Source organism: Bacillus sp. ok061, assembly GCF_900108285.1.
In the GTDB taxonomy this organism is placed as follows: Bacteria; Bacillota; Bacilli; order Bacillales; family Bacillaceae_G; genus Bacillus_A; species Bacillus_A thuringiensis_S.
Window position 1 is genome coordinate 140599 of record NZ_FNUW01000007.1, and the last position, 14552, is coordinate 155150.

Consider the following 14552-nt stretch of genomic DNA (forward strand, 5'->3'; position numbering starts at 1 on the left):
ATATAAGAACATTCCTTAGTATAATGGAAGGAATACTTTTTTCAATGTACTCATCACAATTAATTGTTGCAGCATTGTGACTTTCTTAATCATTATTTTTTCTTCTTACGGAATAATTCAATTGTTTTATAGCCTTGTGAAAGGATTTCTATCATTTTCTCTAGACGTTTTTCACGTGTTTTTTCTTGTTTCACAGAAAAAAGATTACGTGCCCAATCTTTTTGGTATCCAGGCGTTAAACTTTGATAAAACTTAAGTTCATTCGGATGATTAGCTAATAATGCTTCAACATCTTTAATTCGATCTGCATAATCGGCAACACATTGACTCATAGCAGATGTTTTCATTGTTTTTTTCTTTTCACGTTTTAAACCTACAACAGTAAAGACTTCATCCATACTTACCATTCGTGCAAATTTAATATCGCTTTCTCCCACATAACCATCTTCTCCAACATTTAATGCCGGAAACATCTCATCACGGTGAATAAACGTACTATAACGAGCATTACCTTTTTTCGGATATGCGAAGAACACGTAACCTTTTTCAATTAGTAATTCTTCATTACTAATAATAAAATTCGTTTGTTTCACCATTTCATCAAGCGTTTCTACAAATATAAAGATAGCATCGTGTTCTTTTGAGAATGCAGTTTCTTTACCTGTAAAAATGTCATACTCACTTGGTTCGTTAATAACGACCATATTTGTATACTTATTAAGTTTCAATTTATCAATAACCGACATAATAATCTTCCTTTACATTCAAAGTTCATTGTACATACTTTTTCGTACTGTTCTAGTGTATTATATGTATTAAGAAAATCAAACTTTAAATCATATTATTCTGCTGCAAAAGAACCAGTTTTTCATACATATGAAGAAACTGAGAAAACATTAAAAACATTAACTATACCGCATTTTCCGAAACATATTAGACGAAAACCATTTACACAAAAAATAATAAAGATAGCCGCTTCTGAATAAGTACCGGCTATCTTTATTATTCATAACTTAATAGCAAATAAAGTATATAAAAGCTCTCTATATTGTTCTTCTGTAACCTCACGCTTTGTTTTTGCTCCATAAATAATTTCAGTTACACTATTATTCGTTAAAGAGACATGGCCATAGTCCGTCAATTTCACTGCAATTGGTCCCTTATTAAAAATAGATTTCTCATCTTCTATTACTCTTCTTTGAACATCGTTTACTACTATCTCATCAATAATATGTTTATAAAAAGCATGACATACTTTCCATTCTCCAGCAGCATCTATTCTTTCTAAAACATAATTTCCTTTACTCGTATCTTTTCGTCTCACCCGGTACGAACCATTCTTTGAAGAAACAGACTCATCAGTAAAAGGTACAGGAACAAGAGGTACTAACGAAGCTATACCTACATCAATTAAATACTGTACATTAGCATAAGTTAAAATAATTGTTATATGGCCATCCTCAAGTGCCCATGCATTTATATCACTTTTATAAACCGTACCTAATGCCAGTTGTACATCATAGCCACAGTCTTTTAAGAAATAGTAAAAAAGAGTGTTTAATTCGTAGCAAAGTCCACCACGGGAACTAGTTAAAATTTTCTCTCGTAAGTTTTCCAGAGAGATTTGATTCGTATTACGTGCTATAACGTCTAAATTCTCAAATGGTATAGTATGCGCAAATGAAAAGAGTATAGTAGGTAATTCTTCAAACGTTACTTCATTACGTTTTTTAAGATTTAATCTTGTGAAAAGCTGATCTTGTAAACTTGTCATATTTAGCACCCCTTAAAATTTTATAAGTTTAAATAATATATGCTGATTGTAAATTTTAAGGGGTACTGTAACAACGTACATTTCATTTAACTGTACCGGTACAAAAAGTCTAACCGACAAGATCACTTAAGATAAGAAGCTACGAATACAAATTTAATAGTTTGTCTATAGGTAAATTATTATGATCGCTTAAATCAACAAAATACTGAAGTTGCCACATTTGGCTCTTTTTAGCTTGATTGCTGACAGGCTTATCCCATATAGGATAAATCCTCATAGCCATCTTGCCTTTTTGATTTTGTGCTCTCAAGATTTTTTCCTTAAGAAGAATCTCTTTAGGCAAAATAAATTGTCCTAGTTTATGATCATCTATACAAGTAATAACTAATAAGTCAGGAGCAGTGTCATAAGAAAATGCTTGATTTTGCATATTGTCATCTTTCTCCCAAAAAGAAACAAATTGACCAATTTTATTAGGTGTAACTTTTGATTTTCTAAAACGAATGGTTTTGTTATTTAAGTCAAATAAACATCCTGCATATTCTGCGTTTTGCTTTTCTTCTTTTAGATTCGTAATCATTAAGTTGTTAGGTTTGTAAACTATATTATTTAAATTTTGGATTATATTATTAAAATTGTTCAAGAAAACTCCCCCTTTATTCATCTCTTAGTTTACCACAAACATCAGTTCTTCTATATCGTATATAATCATGAACTAAGTGAAATGGGGGAATTTAGCAGGATATAATTATTACTTTAATGTACTTAGTTTTTCAATTGCTTGTTGTTCAGTTGCTAAGTAAAAAATGTCATTCCCTTTATTACATTCATAAATAAAATCCTTTAAGCTTTTACTAGTATACATAGAGAAATCTCCAACAATAGCAATCTTTACCTTGTAGTTTATAAACTTTTGAAGGATATCGCCCGCAAGCCGTGTTTTTAGATCAAAGAAATCTTCACTTATTAAAGATTTATGGATAATAATATGTTTCGCATCTACCTCATATTGAACTGTTGCCATAGTATCTAATGCAGACTGAACATCCGATATTAATACCTTATCGTTTCTAATGACCGCAATATTGATTCCATCGATTACTACTTTCTTTATTTCCATAGTCCCACCCCTTTATAATTTACACAGTATGAGTAAAATTGTTTTACAAAACTTCGTATTAATCATAGATTAAATTAGCCGCAGCTATTAAAATCGCCTCTATTTTTTATTGTAAATATATATTTTTTATTACTAATACGGTCAATGAAATTAATGATTGTTTCTCTTTTTTATATTTTTGAATATATATGAGATTACTTTTACTTGTTATAAAAATATTGTGGAGTAACATAACTTAACAAACTATCCAAAGTGTTAATCTCGGCATATGGTTGTATTTTGGTAGTATTCTTGATTTTCTGAGGGTTAAACCACACACCTTTTATATTTACATTTTGAGGACCAGCAATATCCTTTTCTAAGTCATCCCCAACAAATAAAGTATTTTCCGGCTGTAAATTTAGCTTATTTAATGCTAGTTCGAATATACGTTTATCAGGTTTACTAAATCCCACTTCTTCAGAAATAATGATTGTTTCAAAATACCTATTTAAATTCGTGTTAAATATTTTAGCTTTTTGCCTCTGAGTTGAGCCATTTGTTATAATTCCAACTTTAAAGTGCTTCTTTATTTGATTTAAGAAATGAATAGTATTTGGGTCTATTGAAAAACATCTAGGGAAATTATTATTCCAAAAATCTTGGATATAATTGCGTGGCAATCTATACTTCGGCGTGAATTCATCAAACAATGATTCTAAAATTGTCGTTTTATTACTTATGCCATATTCTCTTTTATCGTATTCTTTGAATTTCTGTAACATGTTGCTTTTAGCTGCACCATCTACATTTTCATAACACTTTTCTAAAACAATTAAAAATAATGCCGCTACTGCCTTATCCCTATCAAGTAACGTATCATCTAAATCAAACAGCATAGCTTTATAACCCTTCAAATCATTTCACAACCTTTCTAGTATTATGTAAACCTCTTCAAGTTCGTACCTTTAAACTTTTGGTTTAGCAAGAGCATTGTTATGTAGTGATTAACGATTAAACAGAAACTAGATGAAAGAAGTCCAAAGTTCTTGGCACACACTCTAGTATTACTGTAGCTTCTTCTATATTGAAATTCCTTTCCCTCTTTTGGTAAAGAAGCACAAGTGTATTTTTGCGAAATTTCAGAAATTACATACATTTTATATTATACATTAGTTTTTCGTACATCTTTTCATACGATAAGTTTTTTCAACCATACAACAAAGTAAATGGAGCTAAGACGTTAAACACCCTATGCAGTTTCCTACTGTATCTCCACATAAACTCCAGATAGTACGGCTATAATGACTACCAGAGGTGATATTATGAAAAACTATCATATTCTCGTGGTAGAGGACGATCAAGAAATTCAGGAATTAATTAAACAGTTTTTAATGACACAGCATTATACAGTGGTAGTCGCTTCAGATGGACTAGAGGGTATGACACAATTTAATAAGCAATCCTTTGATTTAATTCTTCTAGATGTCATGATGCCCAATCTTAATGGGTTTGAAGTTTCTAAAATGATCCGAAGTCAGTCAAACGTACCAATTATTATGCTAACTGCGTTGGAAGAAGAGGAAGATCAAATGAAAGGATTCGACCTTGGGATCGATGATTATATAACAAAACCCTTTTCATTTCATGTTTTGATTAGACGAGTCGAAGCTGTACTTAGAAGAAGTTATGATAAAAATGTAAATAATCATTTGATATTTAAAGAAGTGCGTATTGATGTGGATGCATATAGAGTATATGTAAATGACGTTGAAATTATATTAACGACAAAAGAGTTTGAAATTCTACAACTACTATTTCAAAATGAGAGAAAAGTACTTACAAGAGAAAATATCGTAGAGAAGGTTTGGGGGTACGATTATTTTGGAGAAACACGAATAATTGATACACATATTAAAAATCTACGTAAAAAATTAGCTATCCCTTATATTAAAACAATAAAGGGTATTGGTTATAAAATTGATGAATAGTATTGTGAAACTCATGAAGATGAAGCAAATTACTTATAAACTCTTTATGACTACATCTCTCATTTTGTTATCCTTTGCAGTATTGATTTATTTAACTTTATACTTCTTTCTCCCTACATTTTATGAGCAATACAAAACAGATCAACTTCAAACAGGGATAAAAGAAATCATTGATAAGTCTAAAGATCTTACGTTTCAAGATGCGATACCACTTTTTGATGAATACGCAAAAAAAAATAATGCGATGCTTTATCTTCAAAATAATGAGGGAATAATTAAATACTCTCCTTCATTTTCTTTTACTCAAAGTGGTTCGCAAACAACAGTAGTTACTAGAGCAACACGGTTCGAGAATGTAGGTACCCTCAGCAATTCATATAATGTTACGAAACCAATTCAATTCCAAGATGGTAGTTTAACGCTTGTAGTGTTTGCTACATTTCAACCGATTGATGAAGCTTCACAAGTTTTAGTACGCTTTCTCCCCTATATTAGTATCATTGTGCTCATTATTGGTATAGGGAGTGCTTATTTTTATTCCAGGTTTATTACAAAGCCACTTATTTATATTAATGAAGGTGCACAAAAGATGGCAAATTTAGATTTCTCCGAAAAAATTGAGGTTCGCTCTACAGATGAGTTAGGAGAATTGTCTAATAGTTTGAATGACATGTCTATTAACTTACAACAAGCTATGTTTGATTTAAAAAAAGCAAATGAACAATTAAAAAATGATATTGAAAAAGAAAGAGAAATAGAAACAAAACGCAGAGAGTTTTTTGCGATTGTAGCACATGAATTAAAGTCCCCTCTTACTGTAATGAAAGGCTACTTAGAAGGGATGATTTACAATATTGGCCCTTATCAAAATCGCGATCAATATTTAAAGAAAAATCATCGAATTATTGAAAGTATGGAACAATTAGTTCGTGAAATTTTAAGCGTATCGAAATTAGAACAACACACCTTCAAACTAAAAGTAGAGGAAGTTAACCCTTCAAAGTTAATAGGTACAATCACAAAAGATCTCGAATTTTTTGCTTCTCAAAAAAGCATCGAAATAATAAAAGAAATTGATTCTGACCTTTCTATTTATACAGATTGTGCTCTTTTAGAAAAAGCATGTAAAAATATTATCCACAATGCGGTTATGTATTCACCACATAATGAAAAAGTCTATATAAAGTTAAGAGAGAATTCTAAACAAGATCAAATCGAAATGAAAATTATAAATACAGGTATCAATATTAAAGATGAAGATATTCAACAAATTTTCAAACCATTTTATCGAATTGAAAAATCAAGGAATCGAAATACTGGAGGAAGTGGTTTGGGGCTATATATTGTTAAACAAATTCTTGAAACGTTAGATATAAAGTATTCAATAAAAAATATGGAACATAGTGTGCAATTTTGCATGAGTATTCCGCTATCTAAACATAAAAACAAATAAACTCTCCTTTAAATAGGATGAGTTTATTTGTTTTTGTAGTAAGTATAAACTTATTAACAGGCTTTTCGTTTAATGACGTATGCTACTTTTTAAATGGCGATTGTCATAAGTAGCGAAAAACTGTATTCACCTTAAATATTTACCTTCTACTATAACAGCAGAAAAAGCGAAATTACGCTTAGCAGCAAATTAGATTCTCTTATTTGAGATACATTTCATCTATGAAACTGAAAAGGAGGATGAAAAATGTATATTCACCTCCATTTTCAGATTAATTTGGAATTCTTTTATGTTAAGCTATATATAAAGATTAAACATAAAACAAAAAGGATGATTCGTATGCAAATAAGACCACAAGCAAGTGAATATAACTCCTATTATGCAACGTATACCAACTTGGTATCAGACGGAAATATCATACATATTCTAGAACAACAAATGAAGGAAACGAATCTTTTATTAAAGGGAATTTCTGATAGTGAGGGACTTTTCCGGTATGCTCCTACTAAATGGAGTATAAAAGAAGTAATCGGTCATATAGCAGATACAGAACGGATTATGGCGTATCGATTGCTATCAATTGCTCGAGGCGAGACAGCAGAACTTCCAGGCTATAATGATGATATGTATGTTCTTAGAGCTGCTTTTGATAAGCAATCTATGCAAGATCTTCTTGAGAATTTAATAGTTGTTCGCCAATCTACCCTGCATTTACTTAGAAGCTTAGATAAAGAAGCTTGGTCACAAAGAGGAAATGCGAATAATTCTGAAGTTACAGTTCGTGCATTAGCATACATCATTGCTGGTCATGAGCTTCATCATCTTCAAATTATAAAAGAACGTTACCTTGGTTCTAATCTATATCCAGCAACTTAATATTTGAAGAACAAGAGTCCTATTTATGTAGGGCTCTTGTTCAGTATTTATAACGTATTAGCGCTTAGAACCATGGCAATTAAATGTCTTTATTTATAAAATTCACCACATAATATTTATGCTATCCCCTCTTATTCTGTACATAATTTTCTTTAGGCTGATATACTATAAACACAATAGTTCTGGAAAGGTGATGATATTATGCATGAACAACAAAATAATAGAGATAGAGATCAAAAAATGATGTTTTCTATGCAAGGAGTTCCCACAAATAAAATTAACATGCATCAATTACCTAAATGGATTAGAATTTTTGGCTATTGTGCGTTTGGTTGGATGATAGTATTTAGTTTAATTATGATTGTAGGTTTAATTCTGCAATAACTATACAGAGTAGGTAAACGGGACGATATTTAGATTATACATCTAGGTAATGTTCCGTTTTTTATGTGTGATTATCCCATGATATAGGTAACCAATTATACTAAAAAGAACTTGTAGAATATCCTACAAGTTCTTTTTCAAATATTATTAAAACGGGAACAACAAACTATTTTAACATTCAGTACAGGGAGACCATTTTGGTTATGGCTTGATTTTATTATAAAATAAATATAATATTTTGAAAGGTCTAAATTTTTAAAATTATGTGAATCGAACAACTACGATGTTTATATTAGATTTCATTTACGACCAACTTCTTCTTACTTAAATACACTGCACGATCTGATTTTTTAGCAACCTCCTGTGAGTGCGTCACAACAATAATGCATTTATTCTCTTTATGTGCAAGTTCTTGAAACAGTTCTATAATATCCATTGCGGTTTCCTCATCAAGGTTTCCTGTCGGCTCATCCGCAATCAATAAATCAACATTACAAGATAGTGCTCGAGCAATTGCTACACGCTGTTGTTGCCCACCGCTTAGTTGCAGGACGTTTCGTTTCGCTTCAGCTTCTGAGAGTCCTACCCTCTCTAATAATTGTAATGCTCTTGCTGTTTTATTTTGCACTTTAACACCTGTAATTTCCATTGCTGTTAAGACATTTTGAAGAGCTGTCATATAGGTTATTAAGTTATAAGATTGGAAAATTACAGATACATTTTGATTACGGTATCGATCCAAACCAATTTTTCTAATATCTTTGCCATTATACAGTACATAACCATTTTTAGGGACATCTAGTCCACAACCTAAGCTTAGGGTTGTGGTTTTACCAGATCCAGATGGTCCTAAAATCGTGTAGAAATGTCCTTTTTGAAAAGAAAAGTTAACATTTTCTAGTATCGCTACATTTTTTCCATTACTTTCATAATAATAATCCAAATTTTTAAACTGTAAAATTGTCTCCATATCGAGCCTCCTCATTCATCTTTTAAAAGAATTTGTTTTGGGTTTAAACGTAGAATAGATAATGCTGGAAGAAGCGTTGCTATTATAGCAATAGCTAGTCCAATTCCACCCATTTTCCCTACATCTTCTCCTGTTACACTTACATCAATTTTATCAATCGGATCTTCTTTTTGATTTTGTAGAGTACCACCAGGTCCAGCCATCATTACAGTACCATGTTGCGAGGTATCTGTTTCTTCGCTTGAAGTAGCAATTTCATTCGAAAGTAAATTATCCCCGATATATTGAGAAACTTTAGCTCCTGTTGTTATGGATAATCCAAATGCTAAAATAGCGACACACACTACTTCTACTACGAATTGCGCCATCAGCTTCCACTTTTTCTCTCCAATGGACAATAGAATTCCCATTTCTTTACGACGTCCTTTAATTGATAGCATAATGATTAATCCTAAAATGATCGCACCTGCAATCGATACAATATAAATAATCATTTGAGAAGTCGAAGAAATATTTTCGATAGGACCAATCATTTGCTTGTACAATGAATCATGCGCATCTAATTTATAATAATTAAAATCAATATTAGATTTTCTTGCTTCTTTTTTAAATGCATCAATATATTGTGGATCATTCAAGAAATACACGACTTGAACACTACTTATACCTTGGTCTACTTCTAATTTTTTCATAGTTGAATGCGGCATATATAGTTTATTAGCTGGATCCATAATAGGAGGAGCCTGTTGACCCATTGCTTGCTCATTTGTTTCGTAAATACCGATAATTTCAACCTCAAGGGTTTCCTTCTTATCCCCTGATTGCACTTTAACTTTGTCTCCTACTTTCAAATTGTTTAATTCCGCTAATCGTTTTTCCATTAAAGCTACATTCTGATCCTTCATTTGCTCTGTTATTGGTTTTCCATCAATGATTTTACTTTTTCCGTTTTTAAAGCTTTCTTGTAATGCAGTCTTGCGAACTCCCTCAATCATAAAAGAAGCATTCATATCTATTTCTGTACCAGAGCTTGAACCGCCTCGCGCAGCCGCCATTCCCACTTTACCTTTTCCTTCTTCTTCTCCTTCTGAAGCTCCTACTAGTTTAAGCCCATCAGAAATACCGAAAGTGTTAGCTATGTAATTATAATCTTTTACATACTTGGACTTCGCTAATTGATCTGTTTCTTTTGCATCGAGCTGCGGCGGATTTGGCATTTCTCCAGTTTCCTTAGCTTTTTGACCTAATTTGTCGAAATCAAGACCTAAAGTAACATCTGCACCAAGTTTTTTTCTTGCAGCATCCGCTGCTTTTTTTGATGCATTTTGGATTGTGAAACCTGAAAGAACCAAATTTGTAACAATCAGAAAAACTGCCATCAAAATTAATGATGTTCCTATCCTTTTTTTCATACTGAGAATTGCTCGTTTCATAAAATTCATTTTTTCTTACCTCCTTGATAACTTGTATTCTATATAGGTTATCTAGAGTTTATATGGAGCTAATCGGTAGTTTAACTAGAGATATAAGGAGTTTATGTGTAGTTATTCAGAATATTGGTAAGGAGTTAGTCAATTTAAGAGACTTATAGAAAAAAGAGAGGTTAAGCTTGATTTAATGTATGTAACATAAAAATATTTATTGTATAATTTCTTTACAATAAATATAGAGAACCTATTTGTGAATATCTATATGGGAATTGTTAAGTTCCTCATAGAAATTACATCTTTTAATAAGAAAAGAAGCAAGTTAGCATTCTTTTATAAGGATAAGAATATTAATTTGCTTCTTAAATTTTAATATAAATTATTTATAGTTTTATTTTATTGCAAGATTTATAATATAATATACAAATTTATCATCTATTTTTATAATTCAAGCACCTACTATTAGGAAAAGAGAATATTTCCTAATTAATTTAAAACATAAATTTTGTCTGTGTTTTAAACAATATGTATTTTGAAGGAGGTTAATTTGATTTTTTCAAAACTCATTGATCGGTACGCCTTATATGATTTACACAAAAAAAGAAGTGTAGCGTTTCAGTATACTTCCCTTTCTAACACTTCATTAAATATAAAGGACATAGAATCTTTTTATAAAGTAAAACCATCCTATATTCATTTTGACATTAAGCATTTAAAGAAAAAAAATGAATACATGGTTGGGCAATTCAAATATAAAAGCTCGGTTCAATCCGGTGATTCATGCAACGACTCTGTAACTGGGGAATTATTCTTACATAAAAATGAAAATGCACCTCATGTTATCTTTGTTCATGGTTGGAGAATGGATTCTAACGAACGTGTGAAAAAAATATTCCACGATCATATGACCAGCCTCAAGTGGAATATGTATTATTTCACTCTACCCTATCATTTTGAAAGAAAACCCGATCAATCCTTATTCAGTGGAGAGTATATGGTAAGTGCAAATATTGAACGAACAGTACAAGCAACTAGACAAGCGGTAGCTGATTTACGAGCTTTGATTAAATGGATTAAAGCAAATAAAAATGGTCCCCTGATTCTAATAGGGGTTAGTTTAGGTGGATTTATTACTAACTTAGCCTCTCTTGTTGAAGAAGAAATTGATGTGTTAGCATCCATTTTCTATGCAAATCGACTTTCTTATTCTATTTGGAATACAACTCCAGGTAAATTTATTAGAGAAGACTTGGAACATCATGGTGTTACGTATGATGATTTAATAGATTATTGGAAAATCACTGAACCGAGTCAAGCATTGCCAAAAGTAAAAAAAGAAAATATTTTATTAATTTCAGGTAAGCACGATCTATATGTGCATTCTGAGGATACAGACTACTTGTGGGAATCTTGGGAAAGACCTACACGATATATTTATACATGTGGGCATGCGGGGATCGTTCTTAAACGTAAAAAAATTGCAACTGATACTATCAATTTTATTCAAAATAGATTGAACTCCCCGCACTTATCCAATGTCATGCCTTAAAGTGAGAGGTTACTAAGTACATAATCTTATACTTGTATTGTTAGTTTTTCTCTTTTTGTTTATTTTTTAAGCTAACTATCTATAAATTCTTCATGAGTCTAGATAAAGAAAAAGAATCTACCCCTTTTCTAAACTCAAAAAGAATTTTTTCTATTGTTCTCCTATATTAATACTTGCATATAAGGATTTCATGAAATTATATATATATGCATGAATTTTTTCCGAGTATGAATTCGAACAAGTATCACTTAGTTTAATCAGACAACTAAATGTACATAAATGCAATGACATTAAAACACTTTGCTCTTAAATCCACAACTTGTATTATTAATTGCATGAAACTCCTTCTTGAGAAAGGTTTTAATTTCCGAATATTCTGTTGACTGTTATAACATATCCAATTTACAATTTAATTGTGGTGTTCTTTCACAATTAAACTACTTAGAATACACTTCATTTATTTGAAAACAATTACAAATAGAGGTGCTAAAATGAAAACTAGAGTAAATCCAGAATTATTACAAGGGTTAGAGATGTTTCCGGATCTCGATTTACGCCCGGAAAACTTGCAATCAATCAGAGAAGGGATAGCTCAAATGAGACCACCTACCGTTGTTGATGACTCCCTTTCGTTAAAAGATAAAGTCATTGTTGGACCTGATGATAATCCGTTACCATTAAGAATTTATCGTCCAAAATCAAATCATGAATCTTTACCTGTATTATTATGGATACATGGTGGTGGTTATATCTTAGGTTCTATAGATGATAACGATGATACTTGTATGAGGTTTGCAAAAGAAGCTGGCTGTGTGGTTGTATCTGTAGACTACCGCTTAGCACCTGAACACCCTTACCCAGCACCAATTGAGGATTGTTATTCAGCTTTAAAATGGATTGCTGATAATGCAAAGTCATTAAACATTGATTCAAATCGTATTGGGGTTGCAGGAGTAAGTGCCGGCGGTGGACTAACAGCAGCATTATCATTATTAGCCCGAGATCGAAAATATCCTTCAATTTGTTTACAAATGCCACTATATCCAATGATTGATGACAGAAATGATACACCTTCAGCGAATGAAATTAAAGAGGGATTTGTTTGGAACCAAAAGGCAAATGAAGCTGGCTGGAAAATGTATTTAGGAGAAATGTATGGAACGGATCAAATCCCTGCCTATGCAGCACCTTCTCGAGCTGAGGATTATAGTGACTTACCGTATACTTACACATTTGTTGGTCAATTAGATCCATTCCGCAGCGAAACATTAACCTATGTAAGCAAACTAGCGCAAGCTGGTGTTGATGTGGAGTTTCATTTATATCCAAATGCCTATCACTGGTTTGAAGGGCTAAATCCAAATGCCGATGTATCTATTTATGCTGTGAACGAAATAGTACAAGCAATAAAGACTGGTTTCAAACGAGTATCCAAGGTTGAGGCTTAATCCCATTACAAGAGAAACACTTATAAATAGTATATATATATTTATCATTTAAACATAATAGCCGATTCTAAATGAGAACCGGCTATTAATATGTAAAATCCGCCTAATATATCAAGGTTGAGAAACAGATATAAGATGTTTAGGCGATGTGTTTATTTCCTCTGCCAATGCTTTTATGTTCATCATGATTTGAAGTATTTCTTCTTTTGTTGTCCTTGGGTTGATAGAGCAAAGTCGAATTACTACTTTTTCTTTTAATTTAGTAGTACTTAGCATAGCAAATCCTCTTTGATTAATTTCTTCCACCAATTTTTTGTTTATTTCATGAATTGTATCTGTAGATGTTAGCTCACATGGAATATAACGAAAAGTAACAATTCCTAATTGGGCAGGTGTTACTACTTCCCAATCTTTTTCTTTCCTTAAAAACTCTTCAACTTGTTCAGCTAGCATAATGCCATGATCAATTGCCTCACGAAAAGCTGTAACACCGAATGCTTTAAAAGAAAGCCATACCTTTAATGCTCTAAATCTACGAGAAAGTTCAATTCCACGCTCCCCAAAATTCACTTTTTCTTCTATATTAGTTTCTGTATCCTTAATATACTCTGGGATCATACGGAATGTTTCACTTAAATATTGGCTATTTCGAATGAGTACACAACCAACATCATAAGGCTGAAAAAGCCATTTGTGCGGGTCTAACGTTAAAGAATCGGCACGATGAATTCCACTTAATAACTCCCTTCCTTTTTCACTGAGAATTGCTGCAGCACCATAAGCTCCATCCACGTGTAGCCATATATCTTCATCATTACAAAGATCAGCCAATTCGTTGAGGGAATCAACCGCTCCGCAATTGGTTGTCCCTGCATTAGCAATAACACAGAATGGTTTTTTCCCTTTTAGTCGATCTTCTTTTATTTGCTTTCTTAAAGTACTAACTGAAATTTTCAAATCTTCATCTGTCTCAATTCGGCAAATTTGATGCTGCTTAAAACCTAATACTTTAAGTGCTCGATCTACAGAAAAATGAGTTTGGTTAGAAAAATACACAATCGCATTTTCTATGTCATTATTCAGCTTGACCTGTCTCGCTACAGTAAGTGCAGTCAAATTAGCCATGGAACCGCCACTGACAAATAGGCCTTCAGCTGAATCAGGGAATCCTAGCATTGATTTTAACCAGTTAATTGTCGTTAATTCAATTTGTTCAGCACCTGCACCTACTATCCAAGCTGTAGGAAATACATTAAACCCACTTGCTAAAAAATCTGCTAATACACCAACATAATTATTAGGACCTGGCACAAAAGCCATAAAATGAGGATGATCCACATGAGTAATTTGATTAAACACATTGTTATTAAGAAAATGAAGTAATTCTTTTGGATTAGATCCGTTTTCCGGAATCGTTTCAATTAGCTTGTCTCTAAAAATATTACTATCAATCGTTTCTGAAACTGGTTTACTTTTTAAATGATTCATATGATCAACAATCAAGTCAACCGCTTGATATCCTAACTGACGCATCTCTTCGGCTGATAGCTGCAGGTTTTTTGTCATTTGATTTACCCCTAT

Annotated in this window: 14 protein-coding genes; 6 read left to right on the forward strand and 8 right to left on the reverse strand. The window is 32.0% G+C overall.

The window, feature by feature from the left end; translation table 11 throughout:
• Positions 1-92: 92 nt before the first annotated feature.
• The 5 genes from C4S65_RS12285 to C4S65_RS12305 all read right to left on the reverse strand — a co-directional run bounded on the left by C4S65_RS12285 (position 93) and on the right by C4S65_RS12305 (position 3772).
• The gene (locus tag C4S65_RS12285) at positions 93-746 is read right to left on the reverse strand and encodes a YdeI/OmpD-associated family protein (RefSeq protein ID WP_000110856.1); all 654 of its coding nucleotides are present in this window, start codon (positions 744-746) and stop codon (positions 93-95) included.
• Between the two features lie 260 nt (positions 747-1006).
• Positions 1007-1774, reverse strand: a complete 768-nt coding sequence (locus tag C4S65_RS12290) for an arylamine N-acetyltransferase (protein WP_000202754.1) — start codon at positions 1772-1774, stop codon at positions 1007-1009.
• A 139-nt stretch (positions 1775-1913) separates the two neighbouring features.
• A complete protein-coding gene (locus tag C4S65_RS12295; protein WP_003307143.1) occupies positions 1914-2438 on the reverse strand; it encodes a MepB family protein in 525 nt (174 codons plus the stop codon).
• Between the two features lie 87 nt (positions 2439-2525).
• Positions 2526-2894, reverse strand: coding sequence for a DUF4180 domain-containing protein (locus tag C4S65_RS12300; RefSeq protein WP_000403464.1), 369 nt, complete (start codon positions 2892-2894; stop codon positions 2526-2528).
• Positions 2895-3094: 200 nt separating this feature from the next.
• A complete protein-coding gene (locus C4S65_RS12305) occupies positions 3095-3772 on the reverse strand; it encodes an HAD-IA family hydrolase (RefSeq protein WP_000895694.1) in 678 nt (225 codons plus the stop codon).
• Between the two features lie 426 nt (positions 3773-4198).
• Between C4S65_RS12305 and C4S65_RS12310 the strand changes: the two genes are divergently transcribed.
• The 4 genes from C4S65_RS12310 to C4S65_RS12325 all read left to right on the forward strand — a co-directional run bounded on the left by C4S65_RS12310 (position 4199) and on the right by C4S65_RS12325 (position 7577).
• On the forward strand, positions 4199-4864 hold the full coding sequence (locus tag C4S65_RS12310) for a response regulator transcription factor (protein WP_000800727.1): 666 nt from the start codon (positions 4199-4201) through the stop codon (positions 4862-4864).
• Positions 4857-6317 (forward strand): HAMP domain-containing sensor histidine kinase, encoded by a 1461-nt coding sequence (locus C4S65_RS12315; protein WP_061666119.1) that lies wholly within the window; start codon positions 4857-4859, stop codon positions 6315-6317. The genes C4S65_RS12310 and C4S65_RS12315 overlap by 8 nt, the downstream gene beginning before the upstream one ends.
• Positions 6318-6656: 339 nt before the next feature.
• A complete protein-coding gene (locus C4S65_RS12320) occupies positions 6657-7193 on the forward strand; it encodes a DinB family protein (protein ID WP_042973330.1) in 537 nt (178 codons plus the stop codon).
• Positions 7194-7394: 201 nt separating this feature from the next.
• Positions 7395-7577, forward strand: a complete 183-nt coding sequence (locus C4S65_RS12325; protein WP_061666118.1) for a hypothetical protein — start codon at positions 7395-7397, stop codon at positions 7575-7577.
• Between the two features lie 292 nt (positions 7578-7869).
• On the opposite strand, the gene C4S65_RS12330 is transcribed toward C4S65_RS12325, so the two are convergent.
• Both C4S65_RS12330 and C4S65_RS12335 read right to left on the reverse strand, forming a co-directional pair.
• Positions 7870-8547 (reverse strand): ABC transporter ATP-binding protein, encoded by a 678-nt coding sequence (locus C4S65_RS12330; RefSeq protein WP_000447864.1) that lies wholly within the window; start codon positions 8545-8547, stop codon positions 7870-7872.
• 11 nt (positions 8548-8558) lie between these two features.
• A complete protein-coding gene (locus tag C4S65_RS12335; RefSeq protein WP_061666117.1) occupies positions 8559-9989 on the reverse strand; it encodes an ABC transporter permease in 1431 nt (476 codons plus the stop codon).
• Between the two features lie 532 nt (positions 9990-10521).
• Between C4S65_RS12335 and C4S65_RS12340 the strand changes: the two genes are divergently transcribed.
• Both C4S65_RS12340 and C4S65_RS12345 read left to right on the forward strand, forming a co-directional pair.
• Positions 10522-11523: an alpha/beta hydrolase family protein gene (locus tag C4S65_RS12340; RefSeq protein WP_098838501.1), complete on the forward strand. Its 1002-nt coding sequence runs from the start codon at positions 10522-10524 to the stop codon at positions 11521-11523.
• Positions 11524-12014: 491 nt separating this feature from the next.
• The gene (locus C4S65_RS12345) at positions 12015-12971 is read left to right on the forward strand and encodes an alpha/beta hydrolase (RefSeq protein ID WP_000857934.1); all 957 of its coding nucleotides are present in this window, start codon (positions 12015-12017) and stop codon (positions 12969-12971) included.
• A gap of 111 nt (positions 12972-13082) precedes the next feature.
• On the opposite strand, the gene C4S65_RS12350 is transcribed toward C4S65_RS12345, so the two are convergent.
• Complete coding sequence (locus C4S65_RS12350) at positions 13083-14537, reverse strand: aminotransferase class I/II-fold pyridoxal phosphate-dependent enzyme (RefSeq protein WP_000164810.1); 1455 nt, start codon at positions 14535-14537, stop codon at positions 13083-13085.
• Positions 14538-14552: the final 15 nt, after the last annotated feature.

What these genes read in the sequence shown, in the direction of transcription:
- C4S65_RS12350 (WP_000164810.1), bottom strand. Translation starts at nt 14,537, where the DNA reads ATGACAAAAAACCTGCAGCTATCAGCCGAAGAGATGCGTCAGTTAGGA.
- C4S65_RS12300 (WP_000403464.1), bottom strand. Translation starts at nt 2,894, where the DNA reads ATGGAAATAAAGAAAGTAGTAATCGATGGAATCAATATTGCGGTCATT.
- C4S65_RS12345 (WP_000857934.1), top strand. Translation starts at nt 12,015, where the DNA reads ATGAAAACTAGAGTAAATCCAGAATTATTACAAGGGTTAGAGATGTTT.
- C4S65_RS12315 (WP_061666119.1), top strand. Translation starts at nt 4,857, where the DNA reads ATGAATAGTATTGTGAAACTCATGAAGATGAAGCAAATTACTTATAAA.
- C4S65_RS12295 (WP_003307143.1), bottom strand. Translation starts at nt 2,438, where the DNA reads ATGAATAAAGGGGGAGTTTTCTTGAACAATTTTAATAATATAATCCAA.
- C4S65_RS12330 (WP_000447864.1), bottom strand. Translation starts at nt 8,547, where the DNA reads ATGGAGACAATTTTACAGTTTAAAAATTTGGATTATTATTATGAAAGT.
- C4S65_RS12285 (WP_000110856.1), bottom strand. Translation starts at nt 746, where the DNA reads ATGTCGGTTATTGATAAATTGAAACTTAATAAGTATACAAATATGGTC.
- C4S65_RS12335 (WP_061666117.1), bottom strand. Translation starts at nt 9,989, where the DNA reads ATGAATTTTATGAAACGAGCAATTCTCAGTATGAAAAAAAGGATAGGA.
- C4S65_RS12305 (WP_000895694.1), bottom strand. Translation starts at nt 3,772, where the DNA reads ATGCTGTTTGATTTAGATGATACGTTACTTGATAGGGATAAGGCAGTA.
- C4S65_RS12325 (WP_061666118.1), top strand. Translation starts at nt 7,395, where the DNA reads ATGCATGAACAACAAAATAATAGAGATAGAGATCAAAAAATGATGTTT.
- C4S65_RS12310 (WP_000800727.1), top strand. Translation starts at nt 4,199, where the DNA reads ATGAAAAACTATCATATTCTCGTGGTAGAGGACGATCAAGAAATTCAG.
- C4S65_RS12320 (WP_042973330.1), top strand. Translation starts at nt 6,657, where the DNA reads ATGCAAATAAGACCACAAGCAAGTGAATATAACTCCTATTATGCAACG.
- C4S65_RS12290 (WP_000202754.1), bottom strand. Translation starts at nt 1,774, where the DNA reads ATGACAAGTTTACAAGATCAGCTTTTCACAAGATTAAATCTTAAAAAA.